This window comes from Enterococcus sp. AMC1086 (genome assembly GCF_058216575.1).
In genome coordinates this window covers 1,059,592-1,078,985 of the sequence record NZ_CM177100.1, presented here as the reverse complement: position 1 = coordinate 1,078,985, position 19,394 = coordinate 1,059,592, and the positions used below count along the sequence as shown (strand labels likewise).

Sequence of the window (19,394 nt, the reverse complement as noted above, 5' to 3'; positions counted from 1 at the left end):
TTAGTCCACCCCCAGCATTTGATAGTTTGCTTTGCCCGCGGGAACCATTGGTAACACATGTTCTGTTGGCGAAACCATGACTTCTATCAACAACGGGCCAGTTTCTTTAAATGCTTCTGTTAAATCAGCTTCAACGGTCTCCGGATCATCTATTCGAATCCCTTTAATATGATAGGCTTCTGCCATTTTGACAAAGTCTGGTTGCGTTTCAAAAACGGATTCTGAACGGCGCTGGTTAAAGAAACTTTCTTGCCATTGACGCACCATTCCTAATGATTGATTATTCAAAATCACGATTTTGATTGGAATATTGTATACATTTAAAATGGCTAATTCTTGGTTCGTCATCTGGAATCCGCCATCCCCTACAAAAAGGACGACCTCTTTGTCTGGACAACCTAGTTTTGCGCCAATGGCCGCAGGTACACCGTAGCCCATCGTTCCAAGACCGCCACTTGTAATAAGTTGTTTCTCATTTTTAAATGGATAAAACTGAGCAGTCCACATTTGATGCTGCCCTACATCGGTTGCAACAATCGCATCGCCATTTGTCAATTCACCAATAAATTCAATCACTTTTTGTGGCTTGATTTCAGCTATTTGTTCTCTATTGTATTTGAATGGATGTCGTTTTTTTCTTGAAAGATTTAATTTTTTCCAATCTGTACGTTCTGTACACTCTACATCGTTTTTTAGCATTTCTTTTAAGGTTTCTTTAGCATCCGCCACGATTGGAATCTGTGTATCAATGATTTTCCCGATTTCTGCTGGATCTACATCGATATGAGCAATCACAGCATTTGAAGCAAATTCTTTTGGAGCACTAGCTAACCGATCATCAAAACGAGAGCCTATATTGATCAACAGATCGCAATCGGTCAAGGCCATATTAGCAGCAAAAGAACCGTGCATTCCACCCATGCCTAAGAATAATTCATTTTCTGTTGGAACTGCTCCTAGACCAAGCAAGGTACTTAGCGCAGGTACTTGATATTTATTGATAAATTCTATTAGTTCTTTACTGGCATCTGCATGGAGAACTCCTGCACCGACTAATACCAATGGTTTTTTTGCACTAGCCAAGGCTTCCATTAATTTTTTCACTTGAAGCTTATTTGGTTTTATCGTCGGTTGATAACTTGGTAAATTTAGTTTTATCTCATCCTCTGTAGCTGCTTCCATTATGGTTATATCTTTTGGCAAATCGATCACAACAGGACCTTTTCTTCCTGTTGTTGCAATATGAAAAGCTTCTTCGATGATTCTAGGCAATTCTTTGGTCTCTCGAACTTGGTAATTATTTTTAGTAATCGGCATTGTCAGTCCAATCACATCCGCTTCTTGAAAAGCATCTTTGCCAATCCCATCAGTGACAACCTGTCCTGTAAAAATAACCATTGGGATCGAATCACTCATTGCGTCAGCAATTCCCGTAATTGCATTTGTTGCGCCAGGTCCGCTAGTTACGATCACCACACCTGGTTTGCCCGTTGCTTTGGCATATCCTTCGGCTGCATGGACAGCCCCTTGTTCATGTCTGGTTAATATATGAGGAATGTCTCCATCATATAATGCGTCATACAGAGGGAGGACCGCTCCACCTGGATATCCAAAAATCATTTCTACTTTTTGTTTTAGCAATGCATCAATCAAAATCTTTGAGCCGTTTTTCATTTTCCCCTGTTTTTCAACCATGAGCTTCCCTCCTCTAGTCTAGCAAATCTTCTGGAATCTGCATGATTCCTCCCGTGTGAGCTGAAGTTACCAATGCTGTGTAGCGAGCGAGGTATCCTGTTTTTACCTTTGCTTTGAATTTAGGTAATTGATCATTTCTTTTCGCCAACTCTTCATCAGAAACATGTAATTCTAGTGTTCGGTTTATCAAGTCGATTTCAATTTCATCACCATCGTGGACCAAGGCAATCGGACCTCCAGCCGCGGCCTCAGGAGAAATATGTCCAACAGCTATTCCACGAGTTGCTCCTGAAAAACGACCATCTGTAATCAACGCGACATCTTTTCCTAATCCCCGTCCAACAATACTAGATGTCGGTGCCAACATTTCTGGCATACCAGGACCGCCTTTTGGTCCTTCATAACGAATAACGACAACATGACCTTTTTTCACGGTATGATCATCGATCGCTGCAACAGCTTCATCATGTGAACTAAAACAAATCGCTTTTCCTACAAATTTTTTGATAGATGGATCTACCCCGCCAACTTTAATTACACTTCCTTTTGGGGCAATATTTCCATACAAAATAGATAAACCTCCAACTGGGCTATAAGGATTTTCTTTTGGATGAATAACTTTCTCATTTTTGATTACAGCATCCTGAACATTTTCACGAATTGTTTTTCCAGTAACTGTAATACGATCTGGATGAATTGCATCGCCTAAGTCAACGAGTTCTTTCATGATAGCTGGAACACCACCAGCTTCATGAACATCATGCATAGAATACTCTGAGGATGGAGCAATTTTAGATAAGTAAGGGACACGTTCAGCAATGGCATTGACTTCTTCTAGGTTATAATCGATCTCTGCTTCATTAGCAATCGCTAATGTATGCAAAACTGTATTTGTTGAGCCGCCCATCGCCATATCTAATGCAAAAGCATCGTCAATTGCTTCTTTTGTGATGATATCTCTTGGTTTCACTTGATTTTTGACCAAGTCCATCAAATGAAATGCCGATTTTCTAACTAATTCTCTACGCTCATCAGATACAGCTAAAATTGTTCCATTTCCAGGTAAAGCCATTCCCAAAACTTCCATCAAACAATTCATCGAATTTGCTGTAAACATCCCTGCACATGATCCGCAAGTCGGACATGCATTTTTTTCCATGAAGTTGAATTCTTCTTCGGTCATTTTGCCTTCTTTAAACGTACCAACCGCTTCAAACATATTCGAAAGTGTGGTTGTGTGTCCTCTTGGATCAATACCTGCTTTCATCGGACCGCCTGAACAAAAAATTGCTGGAACATTCGTTCTAACACTTGCCATTAGCATTCCTGGAGTGATTTTGTCACAGTTTGGAATGTAGAAGACACCATCGAACCAATGAGCATTGATCACGGTTTCGGCAGCATCTGCAATAACTTCTCTACTGGGCAATGAATAGCGCATACCAATATGTCCCATGGCGATCCCGTCATCAACACCGATCGTATTAAATTCGAAAGGGATTCCTCCTGCTTCGCGGATTGCTTCTTTAGCAACATCTGCTAATTCTCTCAGATGTACATGACCAGGAACAATATCAATATAAGAATTGCAAATTGCGATAAACGGTTTGTTCATATCTTTGGCATTTTTTACCTGACCGGTCGCATAAAGTAGGCTTCTAGCTGGTGCTGCTTCGATTCCTTTTTTTATTTTATCACTACGCATTTTCATTCACTCCAATTCAATTATTTACAGAAGATCACCATTTTTGATTTCTTCTGGTTCATTTTCTTATTTATTACGATTGCCTCTTTATAATACTTTCGACAAAAAAAACATCCCATCAATTGAATGGGATGCTTTAGTAAGACCCCCATTTACCAAAGACAAACAGGACTCTAACAACTGCGAAATTTCTCAGTGTTCTAAGCCCTACACGATAAAATAATGACTAATACGTGGTTGTTGTTTGTCTTGTTCATGGCAATGGTCTCCTCTTTTAAAAAATCTATAAAGATTAAAATAGCATGTGATAAATAAAAGCTTTTGTTAACTATAAACCTAATAAATGAGAATGTCAACATAATTTGATAAAAAGATTCAGAAAATTCTAAAAACGTTAGTCTTTACTTTCTTACTTAATGTTTAAGTATAATGAAATCGAATGAAAAAGACAACCCCACTAAGTAATGAAGCCAAAACCAATCTCGAAGACACAAAGATGAGTTTTCAATAAAAACAGATAAAAACTTATTTAATTTTGAAAAAATCTAACTATTTTCTACACTGATTCAAAAAATAACTATAAAAAAAAGAGCTCTCTTGAAAAATAAATCAATTTAATGAATAATTTTTGAAAATTTATCTTATAGCCGATTTTTCTTCTATTGATAACAAAGAAAAAGTAGATACTTTTATTGCACGTAAAAAAGTTGAAAATTTAATTTCTTTTCATTTTAACTAAGACAAAAAATTATCATGATAAACTGGATCAGCAATCTGGTCTACTCTATTTTCATACATTTGGTCACTGGACACATTTTTTCAGGTTCAAACAAATAGAGATAGTCCATATGTAACCTTATATCTGAATAAAAATAGTCTAAAAAAAGGCTAGGTCATAACTCTACGAGTTATATCCTAGCCTTTAGGAGTCCGAATAAAGGTTTCTGCCCCAACCTCTTTTCAATTTCTTTGAAAATAATACAAAGGTTTATTGGTTAAACGTTTCATTTGTCTCTTTTTATCTTCAATAATAGAAAGTAACTCTTCAGAAAAGCTTTCTAAAATAACTCGGCCGCCTTTGTAGGTACTTCCTCCCATTGAAATTACTTCATCTGGTGTTAAAATCACTTTTCTATGTGCAATTTTCTTAAAAAATTCTTCAATCAAATAGGTCGGCAAATAAAAATTATTTTGTGCCGAAAATGATTCTAAATAGATAAAATCATCAATACTGATATAACAATCATCCATCGATAGGAAGTTCACAGACTTGTCTACGTAGATATCTCTTTTTTGTAAAATCTCATTGATTTTTTTGTTTAAAAGATTCAGCGTTTCTATCTCCTTGACAAAATTTTCTAATTCTCGATAGCGTATCGCTTTGCGTTCATCATAGGTTACGCGTAAAGCAACACCAATCGATACAATAACTGCGCCAATCAAGACACCAGTCATACCTGCTATAAAAACAACCATTCGGATTCCCTCACTCTTTTCTTTCTTGTTTTTTCAGTATACCATATTCTTTCAAGTGAACAAAAAAATATGAAAAAATTTTATTGTCCTTACTTATTTTTAATTTTTTTTATTTTTTGATTATTTACTTTCTTGAAATGTCTATATTACACATTCAATTGATTATATAATATAACATAGGGAGTTGGAGAATTTAATATGGGGAAAAAGGTTATTAAGTTAGATTTTGATGATGTAGTCATTGCAAATGAAGATGGCAGCACAACACATGCATTATATGAATGGTTTAATTTTAAGCCAGAGATTGGTGATCTCGTTGACGTATTCGAAGATGGCGATGAATTAATCATCCATAAAACAGAAAAGACTGTAAGTGCAGCAGAAAATTTACAAGATAAAATCAATATCAATATTGTTAATGAAAATAATAATACACAAACAGTTGGTGGTTATGTACAACATGGGAGAGTCGTTAATAAATGGGTTTATTTTATATTAGCATTTTTCTTAGGCTGGTTAGGTGCACATAAGTTCTATTCTGATTTCATTGGAAAAGGAATTATGTACCTAGTATTCAGTTGGACAGCAATCCCAGGAATAGTAGCATTTTTCACAACGATTATTACATTGCTTAAACCTGCAGATCAAAATGGAAATATTGTTGTAACTTCATAATAATCGTCAATAAAGTCTTAGGATATTCTAAGGCTTTTTAATTACTTTTTTTTGCTTAGTTTAATGCATTAAAGTTGACCTTTGTTGACCAATAAAGTATACTTTTTTTAAGCATTAAGGTATGCTTTGTGATAAAATGATTTGAAGAGTTTTTTATATAGGAGGAATATACTATGAATTTAATACCAACAGTCATTGAACAATCATCTCGTGGAGAAAGAGCATATGATATTTATTCACGATTATTAAAAGATAGAATTATCATGTTAAGTGGTCCGATCGATGATAATGTAGCAAACTCAGTCATTGCCCAATTACTATTTTTGGATGCACAGGACTCTGAAAAAGATATCTATATCTATATCAACTCACCAGGAGGAAGTGTTTCTGCTGGATTAGCAATTTTTGATACAATGAATTTTGTTAAAGCGGATGTACAAACAATCGTCCTTGGTATGGCAGCTTCTATGGGAAGTTTCTTATTAACGGCTGGTACAAAAGGCAAACGTTTTGCATTACCGAATGCCGAAATTATGATCCACCAACCACTAGGTGGCGCACAAGGGCAAGCAACTGAGATTGAGATTGCAGCTAAACACATTCTTGATACACGTGATCGCTTGAATAAAATCTTAGCAGAACGCACTGGCCAACCACTTGAAGTCATTGAACGTGACACAGATCGTGATAACTTTATGACAGCTCAACAAGCAAAAGAATACGGTTTGATCGATGAAGTAATGGAAAACAGCAGTTCTTTAAGCAAATAATAAAACCTATGCCCAAAATTTCTTTTGAAAATTTTGGGCATTTTTATTTAAACTAAAGTCAAAAAGCGCTACACTAAAGATAGTAGAATGAAAGGATGTTACGAAAATGGATATTTCAATTATTGATGCAACAAAAGTTACAACTAAAAATGGTTTAGCTATTGGAAAAGATTCTGCTCCAATAAAAATGGTCGAGTTTATGAATGTTCGCTGCCCCTATTGTAAAAAGTGGTTTGAAGAATCATTTGATTTATTGAATGAATATGTAAAAGAAGGAAAAGTTCAACGAATCATCAAACTTTTAGATAAAGAAAAAGAAAGTTTGCAACGCGGTAATGTGATGCATCACCATATCAATTATGATTTGCCTGAAAAAGGCTTGACCGATCTGAAACAAATGTATGATACGCAAGATCAATGGGGAAATCTTTCTTTAGAAGATGTAGCAGTATTTGCAGAAGATAATTTACAACTACCTGAAAAAGAAGAGCCTGAGATTGTCCAAGCTGTGATTGAAGAAGCCGCTGCGGCAAATATTAAATTTGTCCCAACAATCGTGATCGGTGAACTTATTTTTGATGAATCCATTACAAAAGAAGAATTGATCAGCTATATAGAAGGTAAGTAAAAAAGATGGGACGAAGCTATTTTAGCTTTGTCTCATCTTTTTTAGAACTATCATCAGAGGTCGGATTTTTGTATGTTGAAGAATCTTCAATCTCTTTTTCAGCATCTTCTCCAAAACTTAAAATCTTATCCACATCTTCTTTTCCAAGAAAAGTCCCAAGACCTTCTCCAAGTTGTTTGATCTGCCTCATAATAAAATCTTTATCTTCTACACCCATCATTTCCACCTAGCTCTCTGTTATTTTATAATTAGCACCCTATAAAAAGTTATGCACTTTTTTCTCTCAGTTTATCTGCAAATTCATTTATTTTTCGAATGCGATGATTGATACCTGATTTTGAAATAGCACCTGACGGGATCATCTCACCTAATTCTTTTAAACTCACTTCTGGATATTCCAATCGTAATTCAGCAATTTCTTGCAATTTTTCAGGTAAAGCTGTTAATCCTACAACACTTTCGATGAACTGAATATTTTCAATTTGTTTTGACGCCGCATCAATCGTTTTATTAAGATTTGCCGTTTCACAGTTGACTAAACGATTCACAGAATTGCGCATATCACGAACGATTCTGACGTCTTCAAATTTCAACATAGAATTCGTCGCACCAATCAGCGTTAAAAAATCAGCGATTCGTTCCGCACCTTTTAAATAGGAAATATATCCATTCCTTCGTTCCAATGTTCGTGCATTTAAATCATAATAATTCAGCATCTGACAAATATCGTCGTTATGCTCTTCGTAAATCGAAAATATTTCTAAATGATAGCGACTTGTTTCTGGATTGTTGACTGATCCAGAAGCCATAAATGCGCCCCTTAAATAAGATTTCATTTTTTGGGCATTCCCTATAATATCATCTGATACATGAGTATTAAACATCATACCGTCTAGAATATCTAAATCAGCAAGCACACTTTTTGTATCTTGTTTTAACCTTACGATATAGACGTTATTCTTCTTTAATTTCATTTTTTTTCGGACTAATAATTCTGAGCGAACATCATAATGATCTTTTAAAAGAGAATAGATTCGTCTGGCGATTGCTGCATTTTCTGTTTGAACATTCAATACAAATTGTTGATTCACAATACTTAGTGAACCGTTCATTCGAATTAAAGCAGCTAATTCTGCTCTAGCATGTTCCCGATGAACCTCTAACGTCGTTAATTCTTTTTTAACATCTGCTGCAAAAGACAATCTCCTCGCCCCCTCTCTTATTCATAGGTTTTAATATCTTGCGCCAAACACAATTCGGAATAGTTCATCCACTACCTTATCACCATCATGAAAAACGCCGCCATCTCGAAGTTTTAAAAAGTCTGTGGAAATTACACGACAGCCTTCGTCTCTCAATTTCTTAAAGTCATGTTCCACTTGAACTAAATATTCATCATAAATTTCTGGATCCATATAACCTTCAGGTACATTTTCCGTATTAACTAAAACAGTATCAACGAATTTATTTTTAAGATGTTCATGCAATACGCAAACATGGTCTGCATCCGTAAAATGTTCGGTTTCACCTTTTTGAGTCATAATATTACAAATATAAACCACTTCGCCCTTGGCATTGATGATTGCATCTCCGATTTCACTGATCACTAGGTTAGGTAAAATACTAGTAAACATACTCCCAGGCCCTAAAACGATCATATCGGCTTCTTCAATTGCTTTTACTACTTTTCGGGCAGCTTTCGGCTGTTCTTCATCATTTGTATTCGTCACAAAAACATGATCAATCGTTTTTCGATCTACAGCTATACTAGATTCACCGACAGCAATAGAACCATCCTTAAAAACAGCATGCAAAGTCAACGGTCTTTCAGATGAAGGAAAAACATGTCCATCTACATGCATCATTTTTGAAAGTAACTGAATCGCTTCATACGTACTACCTCGCATCTCTGAAACGGCGGCAATAATCAAATTACCGATGGCATGATTAGCAAAATATTTATCTGATTTGTCAAAACGATATTGAAAGATATCTTCATATAATTGCGGCATATCAGATAACGCAACTAAGACATTGCGGAGATCACCCGGTGGCGTCATATTCATCGATTCTCGAATCTCCCCACTGCTTCCTCCATCATCTGCAACAGTCACAACCGCTGTAATATCTGCACTTTGATTCCGTAAACTTTTTAAAATAACAGGTAAGCCAGTCCCTCCACCGACCACAACGATTTTGGGTTTTCGAATTCGATAAGTTTTCATCTTCATGATCGATTTACCGTCTCTTTCCTCTTACCTTTATCTCGATGAGTAATATTGACATGATAATCTTGTCCAAGTTCTTTTCCTACACGTTCTGTCAATGCAACGGAGCGATGCTGCCCACCAGTACAACCAATGGCGATCGTAATACTCGATTTCCCTTCTTTTTCATATCCAGGCATCACATTTTTTAACAAATCAATAAATCGAGTATAAAAGTTTTCAGTTTCAGGGAAACTCATCACGTAATCATAGACAGATGGATCTTGTCCTGTCAACGGTTTTAGCTCTGGAATATAATGAGGATTTGGTAAAAAACGAACATCCATAACAATATCTGCATCAATTGGCAAACCATATTTAAAACCAAATGAAACGAGTTCAACACGAAATTCATGCGTATCTCTAGTTTTAAACTCTTCATTGATTCGTTCTCTCAGTTGTCTTGGTGATAAATCAGTTGTATCGATCACAACTTGGGCATCACCTCTGATTTCTTCAAGAATTGCTCGTTCTTTTCTAATTCCTTCTGTGATCAAACCATCCATCGCTAATGGATGAGCACGACGCGTTTCTTTATAACGAGAGACAAGCTCTTCATCCGTCGCATCCAAAAACATAATTGTTGTATCAATCAAGTTCGTATTTTCAAGTTCGACTAACATATCTTGAATTTCTCTAAAAAAATTACGAGAGCGTAAATCAATCACTAGCGCTATCTTGGTCACTTTTCCAGATTCTTTGATCAATTCCCAAAACTTAGGAATCAAGCTTGGCGGCATATTATCGATACAAAAATACCCCATATCTTCAAAACTTTGAATAGCTACAGTCTTTCCTGCTCCGCTCATTCCAGTGATTATAACTAATTGTAAATTGTCAGCCATTTTTTAGCGCTCCTTTTAAATCATTTTACTAATTATAGCATCCCGGGTGTATCAAAGAAAGCTTTTCAAACAATTCTAGCGATTCATTCATACTTTCTTAGGCTTTAACGATTTATATAAAATTATTTACTGCTATTCTCAATTATGCGAGACTTTAACACATATATATTTTTTTAATATTTATTATTTTAAAAAAATAATGAAAAAATAATTCGAGTTTACATCTGTGCATTTTTTTCTGAAAACAAAAAAACAGAATAAACATTTTATCGTTTATTCTGGTCTATTATTATTATTTGTTCATTTATCTGACAATTTATATTACTATTTATTAAACATTTTTCTTCTTATATTCATAAACACACAGCTAGAATCTCTAAAAATCAAGCATCTTCAATTACATTAAAATAATTCAAGTTTAGAATCGGATCATCACAATTTATAGCTATACGATCCGTTGGATGGCATTTAATCACTCTAACTTGTAAATCTTTTTCTTTTTTGGAGATGGCCTCTCCTACAAAAAACCAAGAAAAATTCGATCCATGACAAACATAATGTGCACCAATCTGTATTTCTTTCTTTTCCAAGAAAAAATCATCCTTTCATACTGTTTTCATAACTATAGAATATCATGTTTTTAAAAATAATATCGTTCAACTTGCGTATAAACATTTTCTTTTTTTGACTATTTTTAAATTTAAATGATTAAAAAATATAAATTTTCATTCATTTCATTATTTTTTTCTCATTTATATTCATTTAATAGTTCTCATTATTTTTTTAATTAAATATAATAAATGTACAAAAAAAGACAGCCTTTCAATTAATGAAGGCTGTGCTTTTCTTTTTTGAACGGATTATTTATAGAAGGATAGATATATACCAATTAGGTTGAACAATATATCTATCTGACTGTGATTTTACTTCAAAATCACAGAGAAATCAATAGCAATCATATTTTTTTATTCAACCTTCAAACTTTCTTTAAAAGTGGTGTAACACTTTCCAAATAGAGTATACCAATTTATAAAACTCGTTTCAGATAGTTTCCAGTATAGCTTGCTTTTACTTTGGCTATTTCTTCAGGTGTTCCTGTTGCAACAATCGTTCCACCACCGTCTCCGCCTTCTGGACCTAAATCAATTACATGATCTGCTGATTTGATTACGTCTAGATTGTGTTCGATTACAAGCACTGTATTCCCTGCTTCAACAAGTCTTTCTAATACAACAAGCAAACGGGCGATATCATCTGTATGCAATCCTGTTGTCGGCTCATCTAGAATATAGAAATTTTTACCGTTTGAATTTTTATGAAGTTCACTTGCCAATTTCATTCGCTGTGCTTCTCCACCAGATAATGTGGTTGCTGGTTGTCCTAAGGTAACATAACCCAAGCCTACATCAACAATTGTTTTCAATTTGCGATGGATTTTTGGAATATGTTGGAAGAATTCTACCGCATCTTCAACAGTTAAATCTAATATATCAGAAATATTCTTTCCTTTATAGTGAACTTCTAATGTTTCAGAATTGTAGCGTTTGCCATGGCAAACTTCACAAGGCACATAGACATCAGGTAAAAAGTGCATTTCAATTTTAATGATTCCATCACCACGACAAGCTTCACAGCGGCCACCTTTAACATTAAAACTAAATCGTCCTTTTTTGTATCCACGCACTTTGGCTTCATTTGTTTTCGCAAATAAATCACGAATATCATCAAAAACACTTGTATATGTTGCTGGATTACTTCGTGGAGTGCGTCCAATTGGACTTTGATCAATATCGATGATTTTTTCAATATTTTTATATCCAGTGATACTTTTATGTTTTCCTGGTTTATTGGAATTACGGTTGATTTTTTGTGCTAAAGCTTTTTTCAATATCTGGTTCACTAAAGTACTTTTTCCTGACCCAGAAACTCCACTAACGGCTACAAACTCTCCTAAAGGAAACTCCACTGTAACATTTTTTAAATTATTTTCAGTTGCCCCCGTCACTTTAATTTTCTTACCATTGCCTTTACGACGTTCTTTAGGAACAGGAATCACTTTTTTTCCAGAAAGATATTGTCCCGTTAATGAATTCGGATTTTTAGCAACTTCATCTGGTGTTCCGCAAGCAACGATTTCACCACCTAAATGTCCAGCACCTGGTCCCACATCGATTAAATAGTCAGATGCCCACATCGTGTCTTCATCATGTTCAACAACGATCAGTGTATTGCCTAAATCACGCATTTTCTTAAGTGACTCGATCAAACGGTCGTTATCACGCTGATGCAGTCCAATCGACGGTTCATCTAAGATGTATAATACACCAGATAAGTTGGAACCAATTTGTGTTGCTAAACGGATCCGTTGCGCTTCACCACCTGATAAAGTTCCCGCCGCTCGGCTAAGAGTTAAATAATCCAGCCCAACGTTTTTTAAAAAGTTCAAACGATCTTCTACTTCTTTTAAAATTGGTTTGGCAATCATTTGTTCTTGTTCCGACAATTTAACTGTTTCAAAAAATTGAACTGCATTTTTGATAGCTAGTTCACTAACTTGACCAATATTTGTATTATCTATTTTGACTGATAAAGCTTGAGGGTTCAAACGATACCCCTTACAGGTCTGACAGGTCAATTCTGTCATGTATAAACGCATTTGATCACGTATAAAATCACTATTTGTTTCATGGTAACGGCGTTTTATATTCGTTAAAACACCTTCAAACGGGACTTCCACATCACGGACTCCACCAAAATCATTTTCATAATGGAAATGGAAAGGTTCACCATTAGATCCGTTTAAAATAATATCTTGATGCTCTTCTGGCAACTCTTCGAATGGTGTATTCATGTCGATATTAAAACTATCGGCCGCTTGTTCCAACATTTGAGGATAGTATTGTGAGCTAATTGGATTCCAAGGGGCAATTGCTCCTTCACGCAATGTTTTCGTCGGATCAGGAATCACTAGATCACGATCGACCTCTAATTTTATTCCTAATCCATCACAATCAGGACAGGCTCCAAATGGTGCATTGAAAGAAAATAGTCTTGGTTCTAATTCACCGACTGTAAAACCACAGTAGGGGCAAGCGTAATGTTCACTGAAGAGCATTTCTTCCCCATCTATGACATCTACTAACGCATACCCATCAGCAAGTCTTAGGGCTGCTTCAAATGAATCAAATAAACGAGAACGGATTCCTTCTTTTACTACGATTCGATCAATGACAATTGCAATATCATGTTTTTTATTTTTCTCAAGTTCAGGTGCTTCCGTTACGTCATACGTTTCTCCATCAACACGCATCCGAACATAGCCTTCACGTTGAATCATCTCAAATATTTTTTTATGTTGGCCTTTTTTCTTGACGATCACAGGAGCTAATACTTGAAGTTTCGTTTTTTCTGGTAATTCCAGCACTTTGTCTACCATTTGTTCAACAGATTGACTGCTGATTTCAGTCCCATCGTTAGGACAAATCGGATGACCTACGCGAGCGAATAACAGTCTGAGGTAATCATTGATTTCTGTTACTGTTCCGACGGTTGAGCGCGGGTTTTTACTTGTTGTTTTTTGATCGATAGAAATCGCTGGACTCAGACCATCGATGCTGTCGACATCTGGTTTATCCATTTGACCTAAAAATTGTCTAGCGTAGGCCGAAAGACTTTCTACGTAGCGGCGTTGGCCTTCCGCATATAGTGTATCGAAGGCAAGTGAACTTTTCCCAGAACCAGATAATCCGGTAACTACAACCATCTTGTCACGGGGAATCGTAACATCTATATTTTTTAAATTATGTGCGCGTGCGCCATGAATGACGATTTTATCATTTGCCATTAGTTCTCTCCTTTATTTATTGGTCCGATGTCCCTTACTTCTACGCGAATAAATTCGCAAGAGTAACGGCTCTCCTTTGCTTATTGGTCCGATGTCCCTTACTTCTACGCGAATAAATTCGCAAGAGTAACGGCTCTCCTTTGCTGTGAAACACAGCGAGTATTCTTATGAGCTGATGTTGAACAGTACAAGGTGACCGCAGGGAACGTTGATCCTTTTAGCGAACCACAGTGAGTGTCATTTAATCTGCTGCTTTCAATTCCAAAATCGTGTCTCTTAAAGTCGCTGCAGTCTCAAAGTCTAATGCTTTCGCTGCATCTCGCATTTCTTTTTCTAATTTCATCAATAAATCAGCTTTTTCTTGACGAGTCAATTCATGATAATCTTTATCAATTTTGAACGGCTCACCTTTTTCATTTGTTTTAGAAATTGAAATCAACTCACGAATTTCTTTGATGATCGTTTTTGGTATAATACCGTGTTCTTCATTGTATTTTTCTTGAATTGAGCGACGACGTGCGGTTTCATCAATAGCTTTTTGCATCGAATCAGTCATTTTATCTGCATACATAATGACACGACCATCTGAGTTACGAGCGGCACGTCCAATTGTTTGAATCAATGAGCGCTCACTTCTCAAGAAGCCTTCTTTATCGGCATCCAAAATCGCAATCAATGATACTTCCGGTACATCCAGTCCTTCACGAAGTAAATTGATGCCAATCAGCACATCAAACTCTCCTAAACGTAAATCCCGAATGATTTCTGTTCGTTCTAACGTTTTGATATCACTATGAAGGTACTTGACCTTGATTCCTAATTCTTTAAGGTAATCCGTCAAATCTTCAGACATTTTCTTCGTTAAGGTTGTGATAAATACACGTTGATCCTTCTCTACACGATCATGAATTTCACCGACTAAATCATCAATTTGCCCCATGATTGGACGGACTTCAATCAATGGATCCAACAATCCTGTCGGTCGGATGATTTGTGGAATCACAGTATCTGTTTGTTCATATTCATAAGGTCCAGGTGTAGCAGAAACATAGACCACTTGATGGACATGCTTTTCGAATTCTTCTAAACGTAATGGACGATTATCCAATGCGCTAGGCAAACGGAAACCATAATCTACTAGCATTTGTTTTCTAGCTCGGTCACCATTATACATACCTCGAATTTGAGGCATCGACACATGAGATTCATCGATCACAAGTAAAAAGTCATCTGGAAAGAAGTCAATCAAGGTATACGGCGGTTCTCCTTCTGAGCGACCATCCATATGACGGGAATAATTTTCGATCCCAGATGTGTAGCCCATTTCTCTCATCATTTCAATATCGTAATTGGTCCGCTGTTCTAAGCGTTGTGCTTCTAACAATTTATTTTCATTACGTAAGACGGTTAAACGAGCCTCTAATTCTTCTTGAATTTGTGAAATCGCATGTTCCATATGATCTTCATTCGTCACAAAGTGGGTCGCAGGGAAAATTGCAACATGTTCAGTCTCGCCCATTACTTCGCCGGTCAAAGCATCGACTTCTCTTATACGTTCAATTTCATCCCCAAAAAATTCAACTCTTAAGGCATGGTCATCTCTTGAGGCAGGAAAAATCTCCACCACATCGCCTCTTACACGAAAACGACCACGTTGAAAATCGATATCATTTCGCTCAAATTGAATGTTTACTAGGTCTGTCAACAACTGACTGCGATCCATTTCCATCCCTACACGAATAGAAACCACTTGTTCACTATATTCCTTAGGATCACCTAAACCAAAAATACATGAAACGGAAGCAACGACGATCACATCGTTTCTTTCTAGTAAAGAACTTGTGGCTGAATGGCGCAATTTATCAATCTCATCATTGATACTGGCATCTTTTTCTATATATGTATCGCTCGAAGGAACGTATGCTTCTGGTTGATAATAATCATAATAACTAACAAAATACTCGACTGCGTTATTAGGGAAGAATTCTTTAAACTCTCCATAAAGCTGTCCAGCTAAAGTCTTATTATGAGCAATGACCAATGTCGGTTTGTTCACTTCTGTTATCACATTAGAAATCGTAAAGGTTTTTCCGGTTCCTGTAGCACCTAATAAAATTTGGGCTTTTTCTCCGCCTTCGATGCCTTCAACTAATCGCTTGATTGCTTCTGGCTGATCTCCATCCGGCTTGTATTTTGATACTAAGTCAAACGTATTGGAGGTCTCTCTTTCTATCATTCAACATCCTCCTCTTGCTCTATTTATCAGAATTTTTATCTTTAAAATTGAAAAGAAACATCTGTATTTATTTTAACATACCGAACATATTTTCGCTAGTTCTAGAATACATTGCGTATACGCATTTTTTATCGATTTACATTTTATTTAATCTTTTGTTTGTCTTTAATAATGATGAAGAATACTATTTTCGCACCACAGTCGCGTTATATTTTATAACATAAGATGTCATAAAATGATTTTTTTTTGAAATTCTAACTGTCAATGACTTGTGCTTTCACCTTTTTTTACTATATAATTATACAATATGCAAATATAGGAGGTATTTTATGAAAGGGAAACACTTTTTACTCTCATCCATTGTAATGATGGCAAGTCTACTGACATTTACCCTTGGGCATCCCGCTCAAGCTGAGGAAAAAACATATAATATAGGAACTGATTTGACTTTTGCTCCCTTTGAATTTCAAGATTCAAAAGGAGAATATGTCGGTATTGACGTTGATTTGCTTAATGCTATCGCTAAAGATCAAGATTTTAAAGTAAATCTTAAACCACTTGGCTTTGACAGTGCCATCCAAGCCGTACAATCAAACCAAGTTGACGGGATGATTGCTGGTATGAGTATTACGGATGAACGAAAAAAATCTTTTGATTTCTCAGAACCTTATTTTGACAGTGGTCTGCAGATGGCTGTCAAAAAAGGCAATGACAAAATCAAAAATTATGAAGACTTAAAAGGACAAACGGTCGCCGCAAAAGTCGGAACTGAAAGCGCAACTTTCTTAGAGAAAAATCAAGAAAAGTACGGCTATACAATAAAAAATTTCGATGATGCAACAGGTCTTTATCAATCGCTTGAAAATGGTGAAACGGATGCGATCTTTGACGATTATCCGGTTTTAGGATATGCCATAACAAATGGACAAAAACTTCAATTAGTTGGAAAAAAAGAAACAGGTAGTTCTTATGGTTTTGCTGTGAAAAAAGGGCAAAATAAAGAATTGATCGAAAAATTCAATGCTGGGCTGAAAGAACTGAAAAGTTCAGGTAAATATGATGCTATCGTAAACCAATATATTTCCACTGGAACTGAATCCGAAACAGATACTGATTCTAAAATGAAAAAGATTCAACCAAAAAAAGAAGCTTACGTTATTGCAAGCGACTCTACATTTGCTCCGTTTGAATTCCAAAATTCAGATGGTAAATACGAAGGAATCGATGTCGATTTAGTGGAGCGAATTGCAGAACTACAAGATTTTAATGTTGAGTTTAAATTTATCGGCTTCAGTTCTGCTGTTCAAGCGGTCGAATCTGGTCAAGCTGATGCAATGATCGCAGGAATGACGATTACTGACGAACGTGAAAAATCTTTTGACTTCTCTACACCTTATTTCAACAGCGGTATTCAAATTGCTGTCAAAAAAGGCAATGACAACATCCACTCATATGAAGATTTAAAAGGTAAAAAAGTTGGTGCTAAAATTGGGACTGAAAGTGCTGATTTCCTTGAAGCTAACAAAGATAAATATGATTATTCAATTAAATATTTAGATACTACAGACGCTTTATACAGCGCCCTTGAAATTGGCGAGATCGATGCAATGATGGATGATTATCCTGTGATCGGTTACGGGATTTCTCAAAAACAACCACTGTCAACACCGATTCCTCGTGAAGAGGGTGGAAAATACGGTTTTGCTGTGAAAAAAGGTAAAAATCCTGAGTTAGTCCAAATGTTCAATGAGGGATTAGCTGAATTAAAACGAACTGGTGAGTATGATGAAATCATCGGAAAATATGTAAAAGACGGTGCTACTGAAAATAAAGTGGATGAATCAACGCTTATCGGTATGATTCAAAATAACTGGAAACGCCTATTGAGCGGTCTGTGGATGACCATTCAATTAACACTGATTTCATTTATTTTAGCTTTGATAGTGGGTGTGATCTTCGGATTGTTTAGCGCTTCTCCATCCAAAGCATTGCGTGTGATTTCTACTGTTTATGTCGACATTATTCGCGGGATTCCTTTAATGGTACTAGCCTTCTTCATTTACTTCGGCTTACCAGGAATTTTAGGATTTAATATCCCCGTGTTCCTTGCTGGAATCATAACATTGACGTTGAATGCCAGTGCTTATATTTCTGAAATAGTCCGAGGCGGTATCAATGCAGTGCCCGTTGGACAAATGGAAGCTTCACGAAGTTTGGGTCTTTCATACAATCGAACAATGCAAAAAATCATTTTACCCCAAGCAATCAAAATCATGATTCCATCTTTCGTCAATCAATTTGTTATTTCTTTAAAAGATACAACGATTCTTTCAGCAATCGGCTTGATCGAATTGTTGCAAACAGGTAAAATCATTGTTGCCAGAAACTTACAAAGTACTATGGTTTACTTTGTGATTGCAATGATGTATTTGATTTTGATCACAGCCTTAACGAAATTAGCTAAAGTTTTGGAAAAGAAGGTGAAATAATATGGCTGAAAAAATTCTAGTAGAACATTTAATAAAAAAATATGGTGATAATACTGTTCTTAACGATATCAACGTATCTATCCAAGAAGGCGATGTTGTTTGTGTCATCGGCCCATCGGGTTCTGGTAAAAGTACCTTTCTTCGTTGTTTAAATCAACTTGAAGAAGCAACCAGTGGTGATATTATTATCGATGGAGCAAACCTAACAGATAAAAATACAAATATTAATAAAATTCGTCAACATATCGGAATGGTTTTTCAACATTTCAATCTATTCCCACATTTGTCGATCATGGAAAATATTACTTTGGCTCCAACAGATTTAGGTCGTCTTTCAAAAAAAGAAGCCGAAGAAAAGGCGATTAAATTATTAGATACTGTTGGCTTAGCAGATAAAAAAGATAGCTATCCTGAGTCATTGTCCGGTGGTCAAAAGCAACGTGTCGCCATTGCCCGTGCTTTAGCAATGAACCCAGACATCATGTTGTTTGATGAACCGACTTCAGCTCTCGATCCTGAGATGGTAGGCGATGTATTGAACGTCATGAAAAAATTAGCCAAACAAGGAATGACGATGGTCATCGTAACACATGAAATGGGCTTTGCAAAGGAAGTAGCCAATCGTGTCATGTTCATAGATGGCGGTAATTTCTTAGAAGATGGCACACCACAACAAATCTTTGAAAACCCGCAAAATGAACGGACAAAAGATTTCTTGGATAAAGTTCTTAACATTTAAACAAAGAAAAAATGGATTACTCTTG

At 36.0% G+C, this 19,394-nt stretch carries 15 protein-coding genes; 5 read left to right on the top strand and 10 right to left on the bottom strand.

Translation table 11 applies throughout. The features are described 5' to 3' along the window. From ilvB to AC4BC4_RS05065, 3 genes are all read right to left on the bottom strand, one after another. Nucleotides 1-1,695, bottom strand: a complete 1,695-nt coding sequence (gene ilvB, locus AC4BC4_RS05075; protein ID WP_490476980.1) for a biosynthetic-type acetolactate synthase large subunit — start codon at nt 1,693-1,695, stop codon at nt 1-3. Between the two features lie 13 nt (nt 1,696-1,708). Then, nucleotides 1,709-3,400, bottom strand: coding sequence for a dihydroxy-acid dehydratase (ilvD, locus tag AC4BC4_RS05070; protein WP_438758669.1), 1,692 nt, complete (start codon nt 3,398-3,400; stop codon nt 1,709-1,711). Nucleotides 3,401-4,360: 960 nt separating this feature from the next. Further along, on the bottom strand, nt 4,361-4,876 hold the full coding sequence (locus AC4BC4_RS05065) for a hypothetical protein (RefSeq protein WP_490476979.1): 516 nt from the start codon (nt 4,874-4,876) through the stop codon (nt 4,361-4,363). Between the two features lie 198 nt (nt 4,877-5,074). Between AC4BC4_RS05065 and AC4BC4_RS05060 the strand changes: the two genes are divergently transcribed. The 3 genes from AC4BC4_RS05060 (at nt 5,075) to AC4BC4_RS05050 (ending at nt 6,949) form a co-directional block, all read left to right on the top strand. Further along, on the top strand, nt 5,075-5,551 hold the full coding sequence (locus AC4BC4_RS05060) for a TM2 domain-containing protein (protein WP_438758667.1): 477 nt from the start codon (nt 5,075-5,077) through the stop codon (nt 5,549-5,551). Between the two features lie 173 nt (nt 5,552-5,724). Beyond that, nucleotides 5,725-6,321, top strand: a complete 597-nt coding sequence (gene clpP, locus AC4BC4_RS05055) for an ATP-dependent Clp endopeptidase proteolytic subunit ClpP (RefSeq protein ID WP_010760682.1) — start codon at nt 5,725-5,727, stop codon at nt 6,319-6,321. Nucleotides 6,322-6,427: 106 nt separating this feature from the next. Then, on the top strand, nt 6,428-6,949 hold the full coding sequence (locus tag AC4BC4_RS05050) for a DsbA family protein (RefSeq protein WP_490476978.1): 522 nt from the start codon (nt 6,428-6,430) through the stop codon (nt 6,947-6,949). A 16-nt stretch (nt 6,950-6,965) separates the two neighbouring features. Here AC4BC4_RS05050 and AC4BC4_RS05045 read toward each other — a convergent pair whose 3' ends face one another. The 7 genes from AC4BC4_RS05045 to uvrB all read right to left on the bottom strand — a co-directional run bounded on the left by AC4BC4_RS05045 (nt 6,966) and on the right by uvrB (nt 16,141). After that, the gene (locus AC4BC4_RS05045; protein WP_490476977.1) at nt 6,966-7,166 is read right to left on the bottom strand and encodes a hypothetical protein; all 201 of its coding nucleotides are present in this window, start codon (nt 7,164-7,166) and stop codon (nt 6,966-6,968) included. 49 nt (nt 7,167-7,215) lie between these two features. Beyond that, nucleotides 7,216-8,151 (bottom strand): DNA-binding protein WhiA, encoded by a 936-nt coding sequence (gene whiA / locus AC4BC4_RS05040; RefSeq protein WP_438758664.1) that lies wholly within the window; start codon nt 8,149-8,151, stop codon nt 7,216-7,218. Nucleotides 8,152-8,181: 30 nt separating this feature from the next. Next, on the bottom strand, nt 8,182-9,180 hold the full coding sequence (locus tag AC4BC4_RS05035) for a gluconeogenesis factor YvcK family protein (RefSeq protein ID WP_438758663.1): 999 nt from the start codon (nt 9,178-9,180) through the stop codon (nt 8,182-8,184). After that, nucleotides 9,177-10,061: an RNase adapter RapZ gene (gene rapZ, locus AC4BC4_RS05030; protein WP_438758662.1), complete on the bottom strand. Its 885-nt coding sequence runs from the start codon at nt 10,059-10,061 to the stop codon at nt 9,177-9,179. The genes AC4BC4_RS05035 and rapZ overlap by 4 nt, the downstream gene beginning before the upstream one ends. A gap of 383 nt (nt 10,062-10,444) precedes the next feature. Then, nucleotides 10,445-10,651 carry a hypothetical protein gene (locus AC4BC4_RS05025; protein ID WP_438758661.1) on the bottom strand — a complete coding sequence of 69 codons (207 nt, stop codon included), beginning with the start codon at nt 10,649-10,651 and terminating at the stop codon, nt 10,445-10,447. 437 nt (nt 10,652-11,088) lie between these two features. Beyond that, nucleotides 11,089-13,905, bottom strand: coding sequence for an excinuclease ABC subunit UvrA (gene uvrA, locus AC4BC4_RS05020; protein WP_490476976.1), 2,817 nt, complete (start codon nt 13,903-13,905; stop codon nt 11,089-11,091). A 241-nt stretch (nt 13,906-14,146) separates the two neighbouring features. Further along, nucleotides 14,147-16,141 carry an excinuclease ABC subunit UvrB gene (gene uvrB / locus AC4BC4_RS05015; protein ID WP_490476975.1) on the bottom strand — a complete coding sequence of 665 codons (1,995 nt, stop codon included), beginning with the start codon at nt 16,139-16,141 and terminating at the stop codon, nt 14,147-14,149. A gap of 329 nt (nt 16,142-16,470) precedes the next feature. Between uvrB and AC4BC4_RS05010 the strand changes: the two genes are divergently transcribed. Both AC4BC4_RS05010 and AC4BC4_RS05005 read left to right on the top strand, forming a co-directional pair. Beyond that, nucleotides 16,471-18,630, top strand: coding sequence for an amino acid ABC transporter substrate-binding protein/permease (locus AC4BC4_RS05010; protein WP_490476974.1), 2,160 nt, complete (start codon nt 16,471-16,473; stop codon nt 18,628-18,630). Between the two features lies 1 nt (nt 18,631). After that, nucleotides 18,632-19,369, top strand: a complete 738-nt coding sequence (locus tag AC4BC4_RS05005; RefSeq protein ID WP_438758657.1) for an amino acid ABC transporter ATP-binding protein — start codon at nt 18,632-18,634, stop codon at nt 19,367-19,369. Nucleotides 19,370-19,394 lie beyond the last annotated feature (25 nt).